Source organism: Cupriavidus sp. SHE (assembly GCF_000812445.1).
GTDB classification, from domain to species: domain Bacteria; phylum Pseudomonadota; class Gammaproteobacteria; order Burkholderiales; family Burkholderiaceae; genus Cupriavidus; species Cupriavidus metallidurans.
Genome location: NZ_JWMB01000018.1, coordinates 218731 through 235546, shown reverse-complemented (window position 1 = coordinate 235546; position 16816 = coordinate 218731). Strand labels below are relative to the sequence as shown.

14 protein-coding genes are annotated in these 16816 nt (G+C 65.4%); 5 read left to right on the top strand and 9 right to left on the bottom strand.

What is annotated here, in order from left to right; all coding sequences use genetic code 11:
• The first annotated feature begins 148 nt into the window (after nt 1-148).
• Genes RN01_RS09435 through trpS form a run of 5 tightly spaced genes read left to right on the top strand, consistent with a single transcriptional unit; the run spans nt 149 to nt 7118 of the window.
• On the top strand, nt 149-2623 hold the full coding sequence (locus RN01_RS09435; RefSeq protein ID WP_017511083.1) for an LPS-assembly protein LptD: 2475 nt from the start codon (nt 149-151) through the stop codon (nt 2621-2623).
• Between the two features lie 9 nt (nt 2624-2632).
• Entirely contained in the window at nt 2633-4114 is a 1482-nt protein-coding gene (locus tag RN01_RS09430; RefSeq protein WP_011515311.1) for a peptidylprolyl isomerase, read from the top strand.
• 16 nt (nt 4115-4130) lie between these two features.
• Nucleotides 4131-5207, top strand: coding sequence for a 4-hydroxythreonine-4-phosphate dehydrogenase PdxA (gene pdxA, locus RN01_RS09425; protein WP_024569474.1), 1077 nt, complete (start codon nt 4131-4133; stop codon nt 5205-5207).
• Nucleotides 5208-5210: 3 nt separating this feature from the next.
• Nucleotides 5211-6047 carry a 16S rRNA (adenine(1518)-N(6)/adenine(1519)-N(6))-dimethyltransferase RsmA gene (gene rsmA, locus RN01_RS09420; RefSeq protein WP_017511085.1) on the top strand — a complete coding sequence of 279 codons (837 nt, stop codon included), beginning with the start codon at nt 5211-5213 and terminating at the stop codon, nt 6045-6047.
• Nucleotides 6048-6089: 42 nt separating this feature from the next.
• On the top strand, nt 6090-7118 hold the full coding sequence (trpS, locus tag RN01_RS09415) for a tryptophan--tRNA ligase (protein WP_017511086.1): 1029 nt from the start codon (nt 6090-6092) through the stop codon (nt 7116-7118).
• A 65-nt stretch (nt 7119-7183) separates the two neighbouring features.
• Here the strand turns inward: trpS and RN01_RS09410 are convergent, their stop codons facing one another.
• The 9 genes from RN01_RS09410 to lnt form a co-directional block, all read right to left on the bottom strand.
• Entirely contained in the window at nt 7184-8089 is a 906-nt protein-coding gene (locus RN01_RS09410; protein WP_017511087.1) for a DMT family transporter, read from the bottom strand.
• A 6-nt stretch (nt 8090-8095) separates the two neighbouring features.
• Entirely contained in the window at nt 8096-8503 is a 408-nt protein-coding gene (gene gloA, locus RN01_RS09405) for a lactoylglutathione lyase (protein ID WP_008644047.1), read from the bottom strand.
• Between the two features lie 260 nt (nt 8504-8763).
• On the bottom strand, nt 8764-9642 hold the full coding sequence (locus RN01_RS09400; protein ID WP_017511089.1) for a M48 family metallopeptidase: 879 nt from the start codon (nt 9640-9642) through the stop codon (nt 8764-8766).
• A complete protein-coding gene (locus tag RN01_RS09395) occupies nt 9639-10400 on the bottom strand; it encodes a 1-acyl-sn-glycerol-3-phosphate acyltransferase (protein ID WP_008644043.1) in 762 nt (253 codons plus the stop codon). The genes RN01_RS09400 and RN01_RS09395 overlap by 4 nt, the downstream gene beginning before the upstream one ends.
• Nucleotides 10401-10429: 29 nt before the next feature.
• Entirely contained in the window at nt 10430-11011 is a 582-nt protein-coding gene (gene gmhB / locus RN01_RS09390) for a D-glycero-beta-D-manno-heptose 1,7-bisphosphate 7-phosphatase (protein ID WP_008644041.1), read from the bottom strand.
• A gap of 35 nt (nt 11012-11046) precedes the next feature.
• Nucleotides 11047-13170, bottom strand: coding sequence for a glycine--tRNA ligase subunit beta (glyS, locus tag RN01_RS09385; RefSeq protein WP_017511090.1), 2124 nt, complete (start codon nt 13168-13170; stop codon nt 11047-11049).
• A gap of 30 nt (nt 13171-13200) precedes the next feature.
• A complete protein-coding gene (locus RN01_RS09380) occupies nt 13201-13821 on the bottom strand; it encodes a hypothetical protein (RefSeq protein ID WP_011515321.1) in 621 nt (206 codons plus the stop codon).
• Complete coding sequence (gene glyQ, locus RN01_RS09375) at nt 13818-14771, bottom strand: glycine--tRNA ligase subunit alpha (protein ID WP_011515322.1); 954 nt, start codon at nt 14769-14771, stop codon at nt 13818-13820. Before glyQ ends, RN01_RS09380 begins: the two co-directional genes overlap by 4 nt.
• 484 nt (nt 14772-15255) lie before the next feature.
• On the bottom strand, nt 15256-16788 hold the full coding sequence (gene lnt, locus RN01_RS09370; RefSeq protein ID WP_017511092.1) for an apolipoprotein N-acyltransferase: 1533 nt from the start codon (nt 16786-16788) through the stop codon (nt 15256-15258).
• Between the last annotated feature and the right edge of the window lie 28 nt (nt 16789-16816).

Below are 16816 nucleotides of genomic sequence, written 5' to 3'. Positions count from 1 at the left end.
CCCGACCAGACCCGGGCGCCGGGTGGCCTCCGGGAGGGGCCTTTGTCGCCCCGCAGCCCGCTCTGGCAATGGGCTGGCGTTGAAGCAGGGGCAAACTTTGCAGCCCCTTCGAAGCGCCGGCCCGCCGAGCTGACCGACCACCGTTTGCATGACCGAACAACGACGATCACCGCATCATCCGGCCACCCGACCGCCAGCGCCTCCGGGCACGTCCCGGCGCGTCCGCCTGCCCGCCAGCGCGCTGCGGCCGCTCGTGCTCGCCATGGCCGGGCTGACGGTGAGTGCCCATGCGCAGTACGGCGCGACGTCCGCTATTCCGAACATCGACCTTGTCGAGCCGATGGTCACGCAGACCCCGGAGGCGCCGCCGCCGCCGGCTGAAGGCGGCGATCTCGTGCCGCGCCTGACCGAGCCCGCCACGCGGACTGCCCCCAGCGGCAACACGCTCAACCTCTCGCCGTCATCCACGCCCTCGAACCCGAATGCCCCGGCCTATGTGTCGGGCGATCGCGTAACGGGCTACAGCGAGAAGGGCGTGGAGATGGAAGGGCACGCCGAACTGCGCCGCGACGGTGGCGTGATCAAGGGCGACAAGCTCACCTACGACCAGGACACCGACGAAGCACATGCCACCGGCAACGTGCGGCTTTCCAAGAGCGGCACGCTGGCCGTGGGCCCGGAAGCACGGATGCGCGTGCAGGCCAATGAAGGCTACATGCTGTCCCCGGACTACTACTTCCAGCAGACTGGCGGCTCCGGCAGCGCCGAGCGCGTCGATTTCCTGGATCCGGACCGCAGCACGCTGAAGAAGGCGACCTACACAACCTGTTCGCCCGATAACGCGGACTGGTACTTCAGCGCCAGAAAGCTTGACCTGGATAGCGATCGTCAGGTCGGCACGGCCTATGGCGGTGTGCTTAATTTCTTTGGCGTGCCGATCGCCGGCGCGCCGGCGTTCAGTTTTCCGCTCAATAGCGAGCGTCGTAGCGGCGTGCTGCCGCCGTTGTTTGGATACGGCTCGAACTCAGGGTTCGATCTCACTGTTCCGTACTATTTCAACCTGGCACCGAACCGCGATCTGACGATCTACCCGCGTATCCTGACGTCGCGCGGCGTGCAGCTTGGCGAGGATTTCCGGTATGTGGGCGCCGGCTATGCCGGACGTATCCGCGGCGAGTTCCTGCCCGACGACAAGAAGGCGGGCCGCAACCGCTGGGCCTACTCGATCCAGCACAATCAGGTCATCATTCCTGGACTGACGGCCTATGTGAACGTCAGCAAGGTTTCGGATGACAAGTATCCCGACGACCTGACGCGTTCCGTATCGCAGTCGACCCTGCGTCAGTACACGCAGGAAGGCGGCGTGATCTATGCGTGGCAGGACTGGGTGTTCATGGCACGGGTGCAGAAGTTCCAGACGCTGTTGCCCAGCGAGCCGTCCTACGAGCGCGAGCCGCAGTTGAACGCGAAGTACAACCGCTATGACTTCCACGGTTTCGATATTTCGCTCGAAACCGACTACACGCGGTTCCGCATCCCGCTGACCAGTACCGGCTTCCAGCAGCCCGAAGGCAATCGCGCATTCATCCAGCCGACGATCAGCTACCCGATCATCCACCCGGGCTGGTACGTGACGCCGAAGTTCATCTTCAACGCGGCGCAGTACAACATGGATGCCGGCACCAACACCACCGGCGCGTCGAATACGCTCAATCGCGCCATTCCGACCGTCAGCCTGGATTCGGGCATGACGTTCGAGCGTGACGCGCCGGGTGTGAGCAAGCTGTTTGGCGTGAAGTACACCCAGACACTCGAGCCGCGCCTGTTCTACGTCTACACGCCGTTCTACGACCAGAGTCAGTTCCCGCTGTTCGATACGGTGCAGTCGGACTTTGGCTACGGCCAGATCTTTACCGAGAACCCGTTTACCGGTAACGATCGCATCGCCGACAACAATAAGCTGACGCTGGGCCTGACCACGCGCCTGATCGAATCGGAGACAGGTGTCGAGCGTTTCCGGGGCACGATTGCACAGCGTGTCGACTTCACGGGCCAGCGTGTCCAGATCAACGGCACGCTGCCGGATGCCAAGCCGACCTATTCGGATCTGCTGGCTGCCACCACGATCCAGTTGTTCCGCGGCTACTATCTCGATGCCGGTATTCAGTGGAACCCGGACCAGGACAGGGTCAACTATTCGAACGTGGCACTCGCGTACCGCCCGGAATCGCGCAAGCTCATCAATTTCGGCTATCGCTACCGTCGCCCGACCTCGGTGACAGACAATACCGCGATCGACCAGATCGAAATGTCGGGGCAGTGGCCGATCACGCAACGCACTTACGGTATCGGCCGCGTGGCGTTCGACAAGTCGGCCAACCAGCTCGTGGATGCCCTGGCCGGTTTCGAGTACGCCGCCGACTGCTGGGTCGGCCGGTTCGTGTACCAGCGTTTCCGCAATACCTCGAACGGTTACACCGGGCGGGTTTTCTTCCAGGTGGAGTTCCGTGGGCTGTCGAAGATCGGCTCCAACCCGCTGGACATGTTGCGCCTGAACGTGCCGGGCTACGAGCCCGTGACGGCACGACCGGTGCCGACAACCCCGTACGATCACTATGAATGACGGACCAAGATGAAACGTCAAGCCTTCTCCCTGTTGTCCCGCCTGAACCCTTGGCAGCAGCTGCTGCTGTCGGCCGTGCTCGTGACGCTGGCCGCGCCGGCAGCTGCGCAGCTGCGCGCGCCCGGCACGCGTACGCAGGGCATCTTCACGCAGCAGGGCAGCCAATCGGCCAGCCAGGGCAGCACCGTGGCGCCGAGCCAGCCGATGATGGGCGTGCCGCAGCCTTCGTCCCAGCCGCGCTCGCAGTTGGTGGACGAGGTGGTGGCCGTCGTCAACAACAGCGTGATCACGCGCCGGGAACTGCTTGACCGCGCCGACGAGATCGAAAGCCAGCTTCGCGCCGCCAAGCGCGAGGTGCCACCGCGGCCCGACTTGCTAGGCGAAGTGCTGGAACGCCTCGTGATGGAGCGCGTGCAGACGCAGGCCGCGCAGGAAGCAGGGATCAAGGTGACCGATCAGGAAGTCGATCGGGCGATCGAATCGGTGGCGCAACAGAACAAGATGTCTGCGACGGAGTTGCGCAGCCGCGTGGAAGCCAGCGGCATGTCGTGGACCAAGTACCGCGACGAACTGCGCAAGCAGGTCCAGGTGATCCGCCTGCGTGAACGCGAGGTGGACTCGAAGGTGCAGGTCTACGACGGCGAGATCGACAACTATCTGGCTGCGCGTAATGGTGGCCAGGCGGCAGCCTCGGGCCCGACTGAGTTCAATGTGGCGCAGATCCTCGTGCGCGTGCCCGAAGATGCGTCCGATGCACAGAAGGCCCAGCTCAAGACGAAAGCGGAAGGCCTGCTGAAGCAGGTGCAGGGCGGGGCGGACTTTGCCGAACTGGCCAAGGCCAACTCCGAGGCGCCGGAAGCCTCGCAAGGCGGCTCGCTGGGTTTCCGCGAGATTGGCCGGCTGCCTGCCGTGTTCGCCAATGCCGTGGTCGACCTGCAGCCGGGCGCGGTGGTGCCCGAGGTTCTGGAATCGGCCAATGGTTTCCACGTGGTCAAGCTTGTGTCCAAGCGCACGGCCGCCGCGCAGCCGGCGGCGAGCGACCGCATCGCGCAGACGCAGGTGCGCCATATCCTGATCCGCACCGGCCCGAACATGCCCGAGGCCGAAGCCAAGCGTCAGATGGCGACGATTCGCGACCGGATCACGCACGGCGTAGATTTTGCCGATGCCGCGCGTCGCTACTCGCAGGACGGCTCGGCGTCGCAAGGCGGCGAGCTCGGCTGGGTGTCGCCGGGCGAACTGGTGCCCGAGTTCGAGCAGGCCATGAACCGCCTGCGCCCGGGCGAGATCTCCGACCCGGTAGTCACGCAGTTCGGTGTGCACCTGATCCAGGTGGAAAACCGCCGCGAGACCGAAGTGTCGCCCGAGAAGCAGCGTGATTTCGCACGTGCCGAAGTTCGCGAGCAGAAGCTGCGCGCCGCCTATGATGACTGGGTGCGCCAGCTCCGCAGCGCGGCGTATGTCGAATACCGGATCAACCGCCAGCGCTGATGCGCTGGCCCGAACCATGCCCGACCCCGCGCCACTCGACCTAGCGATCACGACCGGAGAACCGGCCGGCATCGGTCCCGACATCACGATCGGGGCCCTGCTGCAGTTCGCCGCCAATCACGGCGGCAATGGCAGCCATGGGGGGGCAGTCCGCTTCCATGTGATCGGCGATGCGCGTCTGCTCGATCAGCGTGCCGAGGCGCTCGGCGTGGCCCATGCGTGGGCACGTCGGATTGCCGACGGCGACGTGATCGTGGAAGACATCGCGCTGGGCGTGCACTGCGAAGCGGGGCGGCTCGATGCCCGCAATGGCCACTACGTGCTGGCGCTGCTGGATGCCGCCGTCGATGGCCTGCGGACGGGCCGCTATGCGGCCATGATTACCGCGCCGGTGCAGAAGAGCACGATCAATGATGCTGGCGTGCCGTTTTCCGGGCATACCGAATATCTGGCCGAATGCGCCGGCGTGCCGCGTGTGGTAATGATGCTGGCCGGCCCGCAGCCGGCGCATGACAACGCCATGCTGCGCGTGGCGCTGGCCACCACGCATCTGCCGCTGCGCGCGGTGCCCGACGCGCTGAACATTCCGATGTTGGTCGAGACGCTGACGATTGTCGATGCCGACCTGCGCCGGAATTTCGGCATCGCGCGTCCACGCATCCTGGTAACGGGGCTGAACCCGCACGCGGGGGAGTCCGGGCATATGGGGCGTGAGGAAATCGACGTGATTTCTCCCGCGCTTGAGCAGGCCCGCGATGCCGATATCGACGCGCGCGGCCCGTATCCCGCCGACACGCTGTTCCAGCCGCGCCATCTGCGTGACGCCGACTGCGTGCTGGCGATGTACCATGACCAGGGCCTGGCACCCCTCAAGTACGGCACCTTTGGCCACGGCGTGAATATCACGCTGGGGCTACCCTTCATCCGCACATCGGTGGACCATGGGACCGCGCTCGACCTGGCCGGCACTGGCCGCGCCGAGCACGGCAGCATGATCGAAGCCATCCGCTGTGCCATTACCATGGCCGGACATGCCAGCGGGCGCCACAGCAATGGGCGCGCCGATAACGGCATCTCCAACGGCCAGCACTGACTTATGCGTTCAAACGTGCACCAGGGCCATGTGGCCCGCAAACGGTTCGGACAGAACTTCCTCGTCGATGACGGCATCATTCACGGCATCGTCAGCGCGATCGACCCGCAGCCGAACGACATCGTGGTCGAGATCGGTCCGGGCCTCGGCGCGCTGACCGATCCGCTGCTGGAGCGGCTGCCAGGCATGCAGGTGGTCGAGCTCGACCGAGATCTCGTGGAGCGGTTGCGCCGCCGCTACGGCGACCGCCTCGTGGTCCACGCCGGCGACGCGCTGGCGTTCGATTTTGGCAAGCTGCGCGAGCCCGGCCGCGCGCTGCGCATCGTCGGTAACCTGCCGTACAACATTTCCAGCCCGCTGCTGTTCCATCTGGTGGATTTCGCCGATGACGTGCGTGACCAGCATTTCATGCTGCAGAAGGAAGTGGTCGAGCGCATGGTGGCCGACCCCGGCGGCAAATCGTATGGCCGCCTGTCGATCATGCTGCAGGTCCGCTACCACATGGAGCACGTGCTCGATGTGCCGCCCGCGTCGTTCAATCCGCCGCCGAAGGTCGATTCCGCCGTGGTGCGCATGATTCCGTGGCCACGCGCCGAGGATGGCACGCTGCGGTCGCCGTACGCCGCGTGCGATGCGGGCGTGCTGGGCGACGTGGTGACCGCCGCGTTCTCGCAGCGCCGCAAGGTGCTGCGCAATACGCTGTCGTTCCTCCGCGACCAGGTTGATTTCGACGCGCTGGGCTTCGATCTGACCCGCCGCGCCGAGGACGTGCCAGTTGCCGAGTATGTCGAGCTCGCGCGAATCGTCGGTGGGGCGGAGCCGCCCGCCCGCGTGGCCTGAGCCCCTTTTTATCCTGAATACCCTGAAGTCCTTGCGACGCCCATGACTGACCAGACCAACCCTGATAAGCGTCCCGTCATCCTGACTGGCGACCGTCCTACCGGCCCGCTTCACCTTGGCCATTTCGTCGGCTCCCTGAAGAGCCGCGTCACCCTGCAGGAGACGCACAAGCAGTACGTGCTGCTGGCCGATACCCAGGCGATGACCGATAACGCCCACGATCCCGACAAGGTGCGCCGCAACGTGCTCGAAGTCGCGCTCGACTACCTCGCCGTGGGCATCGATCCGGCCAAGACCACGATCTCGGTGCAGTCGCACCTGCCGGCGCTGGCGGAACTGACGCTGATGTATCTGAACTTCGTCACGGTATCGCGCCTGGAGCGCAACCCGACGATCAAGGAGGAAATCCAGGCGCGTGGCTTCGGCCGCGACATCCCGGCTGGTTTCCTGTGCTATCCGGCTTCGCAGGCCGCCGACATCACCGGCTTCAAGGCCGTGCTGGTGCCCGTGGGCGAAGACCAGGCACCGCTGATCGAGCAGACCAACGAGATCGTGCGTCGGGTCAACAACCAGGTGGGCCGCGAGGTGCTGCCCGAAGCCGCAGCGCTGATTCCGAAGCATGGCCGTCTGCCGGGCGTGGATGGCAAGGCGAAGATGAGCAAGTCGCAGGGCAACGCGATTCCGCTCGGCGCGTCGCCGGACCAGATCCGCGAAGCCGTGCACAAGATGTACACCGATCCGAACCACCTCAAGGTGTCCGATCCGGGTCAGGTGGAAGGCAATGTCGTGTTCACGTACCTCGACGCATTCGATCCGAATCCGGCCGAAGTGGAAGCGCTCAAGGAGCACTACCGCCGTGGCGGCCTGGGCGACATGGTGCTGAAGCGTCGCGTGGAAAGCGTGCTGCAGGAAATGCTGCGCCCGATCCGCGAACGCCGCGAGCAGCTTGCCCAGGACCCGGGCTATGTGTTCGATATCCTGAAGAAGGGCACCGCCGAGGCCCGCGAAATCACCCAGCAGACGCTGGACGAAGTGCGCGGCGCGCTGGGGATGTTCTCGTTCCCGCAGTGATTCGGCACTGATCGTTGTCGCCCTTGCCCGCTACGCGGGAGAGGGCGACAAATCGACGGCGTTCACTACGCCCGTCGATTCACCAGCACAATCCCCCCCAGCACCATTACCGCCGCCAGGGCGAACCGCACGCCGACGTGGTCGTGCATGAGCAGCACGCCGAATGCCACGCCGAACAGCGGCGTCAGGAACGAGAAGACCGATAGCCGTGACGCCAGGTACTGGCGCAGAAGCCAGAACCAGATCAGGTAGCTCGCGAACGCGATCAGCACCGACTGGTAGAACAGGCTGGCCACGACGAAGCCCGTGATTTCCACCGTATGCGCCTGGCCTGCCGCCAGCGCCATCAACAGCAGCATCACCGCCGAGACGCCCAACTGGTAGAGCAGCGTCTTGCTGGCAGGAGCACCAGACAGCTTGCTGCCGCGCACGACGACGGTTGTCGCCGCCCACAAGGCGCCGGCCACCATGCCCAGGACATCGCCAATCACCGTGCTGCCTTGCGTGGAAGGCGAGGCAATGCCGTCGGCGAAGGCCAGCGCGATACCGCAGAACGCGAGAACCACGCCGAGCCACTGGCCCCGGTGCAGATGCTCGCCCGGCACGAACAGGTGCAGGCCGAGTGCGGTGAAGATCGGGGCCGTATAGAGGAACACCGCCATGCGGGATGCGGTGGTGTGGCCGAGTCCGACGAAGATGCAGAAGAACTCGGCTCCGAATAGCAGTCCGGCTACCAGTCCCGCGCGCAATGTGCCATCGCGTTCCCAGAGCGGCGTGCCGCGCCAGGCTGCGAAGCCGAACACCAGCAGCGCAGCGATGGCGGATCGCACGCCCGCCTGCAGCACGGCGCCCATCAGCGGTGCGGTGACCTTGATGATCACCTGCTGGAGTCCCCAGGCGGCGCACAGCAGCACCATCAACCCGATGGCCGTGCTGTCCAGCGGGCGCCGCGTCATTGCTTGCGCGCTCATTGCGCGTTACGGGCGGGCAGCGTCGCGCGTCGAGTGACGCTCGATCAGTTCGATCTTGTAGCCGTCCGGGTCCTCTACGAACGCGATCACCGTGGTGCCGCCCTTGACCGGACCGGCTTCGCGGGTGACCTTGCCGCCGGCCGACCGGATGCGCTCACAGGCTTCGGCCGCGCTGGGTACTTCCAGGGCGATATGGCCATAGGCGGTGCCAAGATCGTACTTGTCGACGCCGTAGTTGTAGGTCAGTTCGATGACGGCGGTCTCGGTTTCGGGGCCGTATCCGACGAAGGCCAGGCGGTACTTGTATTCGGGATTGTCGCTCTCGCGCAGCAGCGTCATGCCCAGCACGCGCGTGTAGAAGTCGATCGAACGCTGGTAGTCGCCAACGCGCAGCATGGTGTGGAGGAGTCGCATGGGGGTCTCTTTTGCAAAACTGTAAAGACAGAGTTCGCCATTCTATTCCCATGCCGCGGAACGCGCCGGCGGCCGTCGATGTCGGTCCCTATGCCGATACCGGGTTTCAGTATGGGTGGTTCGACAACAGCGTGCGGGGCGACCAGTCGCCGAAGGTCGGCTTATTACAGCCAGGTGTGAAGCGTATCCGTCGATGGCGCCTGGGCGCACGGCATGCACGATGAGCGACGAGGGCGTCGGAAACTCGGAGCGTCGGAACGTCAGAACGTCGGCAACAGTTCCGGTGGGTGCGCGCGAAGCTGGGCGCGGGCGTCGCGGAACTCGGGGAAGATCGATTCCACTGTTTCCCAGAAACGCGGTCCGTGGTTCATCTCCTTGAGATGCGCCAGCTCGTGGGCGGCCACGTAGTCGATCATCGACAGCGGGAAATGCATGAGGCGCCAGTTCAGCCGGATCTTGCCGTCGGCCGTGCAGCTTCCCCAGCGGGTGGCTGCAGAGGTCAGGGCGAAGCCCGTATGACGCACGCCCAGTTTCGCGGCATAGATGTCCAGCCGCTCCGCCAGCAGGCGGCGCGCCTGGTTCTGCATCCAGCCCTGCACACGGTCCTTGATCTGCTGCTCGTCGGCGTGCGCGGGCAGGGCCAGATGCAGCATGCGCAATTCCGCGTTGAACATCAGCACGCCAGCCGGCGAATCAAGCTGCAGGGTGATCGGTTGGCCCAGGAACGGTAGCGATGCGCCGTCGCGCCATTGCACCGTCGGCAGAATGCGGCGTGCTTCGCGATGGCGCCATTCGCCCAGCTTGTTGAAGATCCAGCGCTGCTTCTCGAGGATGGCTGCTTCGACGTCGGCCAGGGTGACCCAGCGGGGTGCGGTGATCGACAGGCCGCGATCGTCCACGGTGAAGCCGATGGTGCGCCGCGACGAGCGCTTGAGGGCGTAGTGCACCGTGCGTTCGCCCACTTGCAGCCGCCGGCCGTTGGGCAGGGCCGGGGGCCAGGGCGACGCGGTCTCGGGTGTGTGCGGCGCGGATGTCGGCGACAGGTCCTGTTGCTCCGGCGTGACGGGCGGCAATGCCTCCGCCAGCGGCAGCTCGAGCTGCGCGCCGGGTGTCTCGGGAGCAGGGCGCAGCAGCTTCATGCGGTGGCCTGGTTTCCTGCGCGGCGATAGCTGTCCGGATCGATACGGCGCATCTCTGCCTCAATCCACGTTTCGACTTCCTGATTCAGCATGTCTGCGGTCTTGTTGGCCGACGCAATCGGGGCGCCGATCGAAATCGTAATCATGCCCGGATATTTCAGGAAGGAGTTGCGGGGCCAGAGTCGTCCCGAATTGACAGCCATCGGGATAACCCATGCACCGGTTTCCACCGCCAGACGGGCGCCGCCGCTCTTGTAGCGCGGCTTCTCCAGGCCCGAGGCCGTGCGCGTGCCCTCCGGGAACATGATGATCCAGGCGCCTTCTGCCAGGCGGTCGCGGCCCTGGCGGGCGGCCGACGCGAACGCGCGCGGGCCGTCCTTGCGATTGATATGGACCATCTTCAGCATCCCCAGGGCCCAGCCGAAGAACGGCACCAGCAGTAGCTCGCGCTTGAAGACGAAACACAGCGGCTTGGGCATCAGGGCCACATAGGCCACGGTTTCCCATGCGGACTGGTGCTTGGACAGCAGCACCACGTGCTTGTCGAGCATCGACTGCGCCTGCTCCATGCCCTCGATGCGATAGTGGATGCCGCAGATCAGGCGGCCCGCCCAGATCACGAGCCTTGTCCAGCCGCGCACGAAGCGGAAGCGGTTCTCCGCGTTCATGAACGGAAACACGATGAAGCAAAGGCACGCATAGGGGGGCGTGAGTGCCAGGAGGTACAGCGAGAACAGCAGGGAACGGAGGAAAGTCATCGATCGGGGGCGGTAATCGGGGACGGATATCAGGGCGCGGTTGGTTGCGGCTTGGGCGCCGCATCGTCGATCAGCCAGCGCGCAAACGCTGCCAGGTCGTCATGCACGCGCGTGCCATCGGGCAGGCCGCCTTTTTCCAGCGTTTTCATGCCCTTGCCCGTGCGAACCAGATGCGGGATGCAGCCAACCGCCACGCCCGCCTGAAGGTCGCGCAGCGAATCTCCCACCGTGGGCGCGGTGCGCAATTCGATGCCGAACCGCTCGCCAATCTGCTCGTACAGGCCGGATTTGGGTTTGCGGCAGTCGCAGTTGTCGGCTGCCGTGTGCGGGCAGAAGAAGATGGCTTCGACGCGGCCACCGAGGTTGGCCAGCGCCTTGTACATCTTCTCGTGCATCGCGTTGAGCGCGCTCATCTCGAACAGGCCGCGGCCGATGCCCGACTGGTTGCTGGCCACCACCACGCGGTAGCCGGCCTGGTTCAGCATGGCGATGGCTTCAAGGCTACCCTCGATCGGTATCCATTCGTCGGGTGTCTTGATGAACTGGTCGCTGTCGCGGTTGATGACTCCGTCGCGATCCAGGATGACGAACTTCAACTGGGACTGTGGCATGGCGCGCGTTCCGGTGATGCAGCGTATGAGACAGCTTAGGCCGCCAGCTTCGAAATGTCCGCGACGCGATTCGCCAGGCTGTGCAGCGTGGCCAACAGCGCCAGGCGGTTGGCGCGCAGCTTCGCGTCCTCGGCCATGACCATCACGTCGTTGAAGAAGCGGTCCACGGCATCGCGAAGCTGGGCCAGGTCGCGCAGCGCGGCGGTGAAATCACCACCCGCGAACGCGGCTTCCACGCCCGGGCGCACGCGCTCGATCGCCTCGTGCAACGCGCCTTCGGCGGCCTCCTGGAACAGCGATACATCGACGCTGCCGATTGCCTCGTCCGTCTTCTTCAGGATGTTCGTGATGCGTTTGTTCGCTGCGGCCAGGGCTTCGGCTTCAGGCAACGCCGCGAACGTGCGGACGGCTTCCATGCGCGCCAGGATGTCGTGCAGTTGCTGCGGGCGCAGGCTGACCACGGCTTCCACTTCGTTGGTCGTGTAGCCCTTGTCCTTCAGGTAGCCACGCACGCGGTCGAAGAGGAAATCGGTGATCGCTTCGCGCGAAGGCTTGACCGCCGCGATGCCGGCGAAGGCTTGTTCGGTCAGACCCAGCACGTCGTTCAGGGACAGCGCCAGCGGTTTCTCGATCAGCATCCGCAGGATGCCCAGCGCGTGGCGGCGCAGCGCGAACGGGTCCTTTTCGCCGGTCGGCTGCAGGCCGATGCCCCAGATGCCGATCAGCGTCTCAAGCTTGTCGGCCAGCGCCACGGCGGTGCTCACGTTGCCTGCTGGCAGCGCGTCGCCGGCAAAACGCGGGCGATAGTGTTCGGAGCAGGCCAGGGCGACGTCCTCGGCTTCGTCGTCGTGGCGGGCGTAGTACGTGCCCATCGTGCCTTGCAGTTCGGGGAACTCGCCGACCATGTCGGTCAGCAGGTCGGCCTTGGCCAGTTCGGCGCCGCGCATCGCGGCGGCCTTGTCGACCGGGGCGCCGGCGGCGTTCATCGCGTCGGCAAGATGGCCGGCGATCTGCTGCAGGCGCTGCACGCGGTCGAGCTGGTTGCCGATCTTGTTGTGGTAGACCACGTTGGCGAGTTGCGGCACGCGCGAGGCCAGCGTCTTCTTGCGGTCCTGGTCGAAGAAGAACTTCGCATCGGCCAGGCGTGGGCGCACCACACGCTCGTTGCCCGTGATGATCGATTGCGGCGTGTCGGTGGCCAGGTTCGAGGCGATCAGGAAGCGGTTGCGCAGGTGCCCTTCGGCATCGGTCAGCGCAAAGTACTTCTGGTTGGTCTGCATCGTCAGGATCAGGCACTCCTGCGGCACGGCCAGGAAGGCTTCCTCGAAGTGGCACGGGTAGATCACTGGCCATTCGACCAGCGAGTTCACCTCGTCGAGCAGCGAGTCCGGCATGATGACCTTGTCGGCGCCGGCTTCCTTGAGGAGCGCCGTGCGGATGCGCTCGCGCCGGTCGGCATAGCTGGCGACGACGCGGCCGCGCGATTCCAGCAGGCCGGCGTATTCGGCCGCGTGAGGAATCTCGATCGTGCCCTGCGACAGGAAGCGGTGACCTTGCGTGAGGTTGCTGGCTTGCAGGCCGAGCGCCGAAACCGGCACGATCTCCGCACCGTACAGCGCGATCAGGCTGTGTGCCGGACGCACGAAATGCACGGTGGTGCCGTCCGGACGCTGGTAGCTCATCACCTTCGGGATCGGCAGCTTGGTCAGCGTCTCGTCGAGCGCTGCCTGCAGGCCATCGGCCAGCGTCGCGCCGCGCGCGGTGTAGCGGTAGAAGAACGCATCGGCCTTGCCGTCGGAGGCGCGCTCGAGCGTCTGCCAGTCAATCTCGGCTACGCCGACCGATTTGGCCAGTGCCGCCAGCTTCTTGCCCAGCGGAGCCGTCGGGGCGCCGTTGGCATCGAGCGCCACGGTCAGCGGCAGTACCTTCTCGCGTTGCTCGCGGTCTGGCGCGGTGCGGCGCACGCCGGAGACCAGCGCGCCCAGGCGGCGCGGCGTGGCGAAAGGCGTAACGGTGGCGCCTGCTTCGAGCAGATCGCGCGCGCCGAGGCCGTCGAACAGGCCTTGGGCAAAGGCCTCGCCCAGGCGTGCCAGCGCCTTCGGCGGCAGTTCTTCAGTGAACAGTTCGATCAGCAGCGAATCGGTCATGGGTTGCGACATGAATCGTATCCAACAGGTATGGGCGCGCGCTTAGCAGCGCGGCGAGAGATTGGGTTCCACGCCAGACAGCAGCCACAGGCCATTCTGCTGGCGGAATTGCAGCGTGGTGTAGGCGCATTGCACCGCCACGCCGGAAGCGCCGCGGGTACCCGCGGCTGGAAAGCGTGCGTCGATCCGCTGCGTACGACGGTCATAACGGATCTCGTCGATGCGTCCGCCGATCCAGAACTCGATCTTGGCGGGAAGCTGCGCGGCCGAATAGTAAGTGCGCACGGTGCGGCGCGGCCGGCCGTTGTGGTCTTCCCACTCGGCCCACTGCAGCGGGTAGCGGATCGCGCTTTCATAGGCGCGCAGCGGCACCCGGTGCCAGCCGAGATCGCGCGAGCCCGACAGGTCGCACGAGAACGACCGCACGAGCTGCGTCCACTGGTCGATCGACTTGAGCGCAGGGCGCCAGTGCCGCGTGATGGCCAGTTGCAGGGCCTGCTGGTCGGCTTCGCAAATATTGCTCAGGTCCTCCGGCAGGTAGAGCGCCTGCGGACTTGGCGGGGATGCGGTGCGTGCCAGGGCGTCGGCGCTGCCGCCGAACACCGCCACGGCGGACACGGCCAACGCGACGATCGCACAGACGCCGCGCAGATGGGGTGTCATGCGCGGGCCTCGGTCTTGCACATCGGGAAGCCAAGTGCTTCCCGCGAGTCGTAGTAGGCCTGCGCCACCTGGCGCGACAGATTGCGGATTCGCCCGATATAGGCGGCACGCTCGGTCACGGAGATCGCGCCGCGCGCGTCCAGCAGGTTGAAGGTGTGGGCGGCCTTGAGCACTTGCTCATAGGCCGGCAGCGCCAGGCGTGTGCCAGCGGCCTTCTCCTGCGCGCCTTCGGCCTTTTCGCCGGTGTCACCCATCAGGCGTTTGGCTTCGCTCTCGTGCTCGGCAAAATGGCGGAACAGGATTTCCGTGTTGCTGTGCTCGAAGTTGTAGGTGGACTGTTCCACTTCGTTCTGGTGGTACACGTCACCGTAGGTCAGGCGGCGCGTCTCGCCGTTTTCCTGCCATTCGGTCCAGACCAGGTCGTAGATGTTCTCGACCTTCTGCAGGTACATCGCCAGACGCTCGATGCCGTAGGTGATTTCGCCGGTGATCGGCTTGCAGTCGATGCCGCCAACCTGCTGGAAGTAGGTGAACTGCGTCACTTCCATGCCGTTGAGCCAGACTTCCCAGCCCAGGCCCCAAGCGCCGAGCGTCGGATTTTCCCAGTCGTCCTCGACGAAGCGGATGTCGTTCTGCTTGAGGTCAAGGCCCAGCGCCTCGAGCGAGCCGAGGTACAGCTCGAGAATGTTCTCGGGCGCCGGCTTGAGCACCACCTGGTACTGGTAGTAGTGCTGCAGGCGGTTGGGGTTCTCGCCATAGCGGCCGTCCTTGGGGCGGCGCGACGGTTGCACGTATGCGGCACGCCACGGTTCCGGGCCGATGGCGCGCAGGAAGGTGTGCACGTGCGACGTCCCGGCGCCGACCTCCAGATCGATCGGTTGCAACAGCGCGCAACCCTGCCGGTCCCAGTAGGCCTGCAGGGTCAGAATCATTTGTTGGAAGGTCAGCATAGGAAGACGAAAAGGAAATCTGGCGGGCAAGTGCACGAGCCGTCTCGCGCGAGGTTTGCCAAACCTTGAATTCTATCGGGTTTTTGGGTCGCCCCCCGCGCAAGCGACGTGGAAACAAGGGGGGCCGGGGCATGAATCATGCTTGGCGACACTGTCGGGCTTTTGCAACGGGTCGGGTAAATCCCGACCGGGGTTTCAGAACCGACTTATAGGTGCCGATAACGTTTTTGTATACAGTTGAAGCACGCGGCTGAACACAAAACGAACAGGCTGCGGCTGGAACCGCCTCCCTTATCCGCGTGGGTCGATGCAGGGGCCGGAAGGCGCTCCGGGAATCATCATCTTTACTTCTTGGGATTGGTCATGTCGCTGCTGTCTCGCAAACCGTACCTCGTCGCCATCGCTGTGATGGCCGCTGCTGCGGCCGTCTCGATCGCCACTTCGGTGATCGGCTGAGCCCCGAGGCTTCGCACCGTCGTTTCGCCTACCCGCGCGCGCGTCGCGCGCGGGCGGCCACCAACAGCACCAGCAGGCTGCCGATCAGCACCGGCACGTTACCCCAGCGGATGTAAGGCGTCAGGCCCTGCATGCCCTGCACGGTCGCGGTCAGCGTCCCCACCTGGAAAGTCGGTAGCTTTGCCTGCACTGTGCCATCCGGTGCCACCACGGCGGTCATGCCCGTATTCGTGGCACGCAGCATGGGCCTGCGCATTTCCAGCGCGCGCATCCGCGAGATCTGAAGGTGCTGGTCCAGTGCGATCGTGTCGCCAAACCAGGCCAGGTTCGTGACATTGGCCAGCATGTTGGCCGGTGTTGCCTGCTGGCGCAGCGTGGCCGCGATCTCTTCCCCGAACAAATCCTCGTAGCAGATATTCGGTGCCACATGAATGCCGCGCACCGGAACTGCCGGCTGGTCCAGCGTGCCGCGCCGGAAATCGCCCAGCGGCATTTTCATCATGTCCACGAACCATCGAAAGCCGAACGGGATGAACTCGCCGAATGGCACCAGATGGTGCTTATTGTAGCGGTAGAGCTGATCCTGTTCCGGGCCGATCGCAAACACGCTGTTGGTGAAATCCACCGGCGAATCGGCGCCGGCGGCGCCGAAGATGATCGTGGTGCCGGTCTTTTCCATGAAGGTACGCACCGCGCGGGCGATCTCGACCGGCAGTTCCTGCAGGATTACCGGGAATGCGGTCTCCGGCGTGACCACCAGATCGGCCGGCGCCTCGGTGATCAGGTCGCGGTAAAGCTCCAGCGATCGCTCGATGCCCACGGGTTCGAACTTGATGTCCTGGGCCACATTGCCTTGCAGCAGCCGGACATGGATCGGCTGTCCGATGGGCGACGTGTACTGGATTGGCGCAAGCGCCGCGCCGCAGGCCAGCACGCCCACCGCGAGTCCGCCGGCGAGCACCGCCGATCGGGCTTTTCGCTGGCGGCCGATGGCGCCGACGACTGCCACCAGCAAGGCCGCGATGAACCCGGCCAGCGCGGAAATGCCATAGACGCCGATCAGCGGCGCGAAACCCGCCAGCGGGCCGTCCGTGTGGGGATAGCCACTGCCGAGCCACGGAAATCCTGTGAACACCACGCCGCGCAGCCACTCGGAGAGCGCCCACGTGGCGCCGAACGCCAGCGCGGGAAGCACGCCGTTGCGGCCGCGTTGTGTCAGCCAGTGCCAGGCCGCGCCGGCCAGGGCGGGCCAGATCGACAGATAGCCAGCAAACAGCACCACGGCCAGACCGGCCATCCACGACGGCATCTCGCCGTAGACGTGCATGCTGATGAACAGCCACCAGATGCCGGACAGGAACCAGCCCAGCCCGAAGGCATAGGCCGTGGCCGCTGCGGCGCGCGGGCGTGGGGCGCCGGCGATCAGCGCGACAAGTCCGGCCATCGACAGGATCTGCAGCCACCACCAGTTGTGTGGTGCGAAGGCTTGTGTATGGGCCACGCCCAGGACGGCCGCGATCAGCAGCCGGAACACGGTGCCGGAGCGGGACGTGACTTGCATAGTCTGAAAAGGGGAGGACGGCGTGCCG

What these genes read in the sequence shown, in the direction of transcription:
- glyQ (WP_011515322.1), bottom strand. Translation starts at nt 14,771, where the DNA reads ATGCTGACCTTCCAACAAATGATTCTGACCCTGCAGGCCTACTGGGAC.
- RN01_RS09410 (WP_017511087.1), bottom strand. Translation starts at nt 8,089, where the DNA reads ATGAGCGCGCAAGCAATGACGCGGCGCCCGCTGGACAGCACGGCCATC.
- rsmA (WP_017511085.1), top strand. Translation starts at nt 5,211, where the DNA reads ATGCGTTCAAACGTGCACCAGGGCCATGTGGCCCGCAAACGGTTCGGA.
- pdxA (WP_024569474.1), top strand. Translation starts at nt 4,131, where the DNA reads ATGCCCGACCCCGCGCCACTCGACCTAGCGATCACGACCGGAGAACCG.
- RN01_RS09430 (WP_011515311.1), top strand. Translation starts at nt 2,633, where the DNA reads ATGAAACGTCAAGCCTTCTCCCTGTTGTCCCGCCTGAACCCTTGGCAG.
- lnt (WP_017511092.1), bottom strand. Translation starts at nt 16,788, where the DNA reads ATGCAAGTCACGTCCCGCTCCGGCACCGTGTTCCGGCTGCTGATCGCG.
- glyS (WP_017511090.1), bottom strand. Translation starts at nt 13,170, where the DNA reads ATGTCGCAACCCATGACCGATTCGCTGCTGATCGAACTGTTCACTGAA.
- RN01_RS09435 (WP_017511083.1), top strand. Translation starts at nt 149, where the DNA reads ATGACCGAACAACGACGATCACCGCATCATCCGGCCACCCGACCGCCA.
- gmhB (WP_008644041.1), bottom strand. Translation starts at nt 11,011, where the DNA reads ATGCCACAGTCCCAGTTGAAGTTCGTCATCCTGGATCGCGACGGAGTC.
- RN01_RS09400 (WP_017511089.1), bottom strand. Translation starts at nt 9,642, where the DNA reads ATGAAGCTGCTGCGCCCTGCTCCCGAGACACCCGGCGCGCAGCTCGAG.
- RN01_RS09380 (WP_011515321.1), bottom strand. Translation starts at nt 13,821, where the DNA reads ATGACACCCCATCTGCGCGGCGTCTGTGCGATCGTCGCGTTGGCCGTG.
- RN01_RS09395 (WP_008644043.1), bottom strand. Translation starts at nt 10,400, where the DNA reads ATGACTTTCCTCCGTTCCCTGCTGTTCTCGCTGTACCTCCTGGCACTC.
- gloA (WP_008644047.1), bottom strand. Translation starts at nt 8,503, where the DNA reads ATGCGACTCCTCCACACCATGCTGCGCGTTGGCGACTACCAGCGTTCG.
- trpS (WP_017511086.1), top strand. Translation starts at nt 6,090, where the DNA reads ATGACTGACCAGACCAACCCTGATAAGCGTCCCGTCATCCTGACTGGC.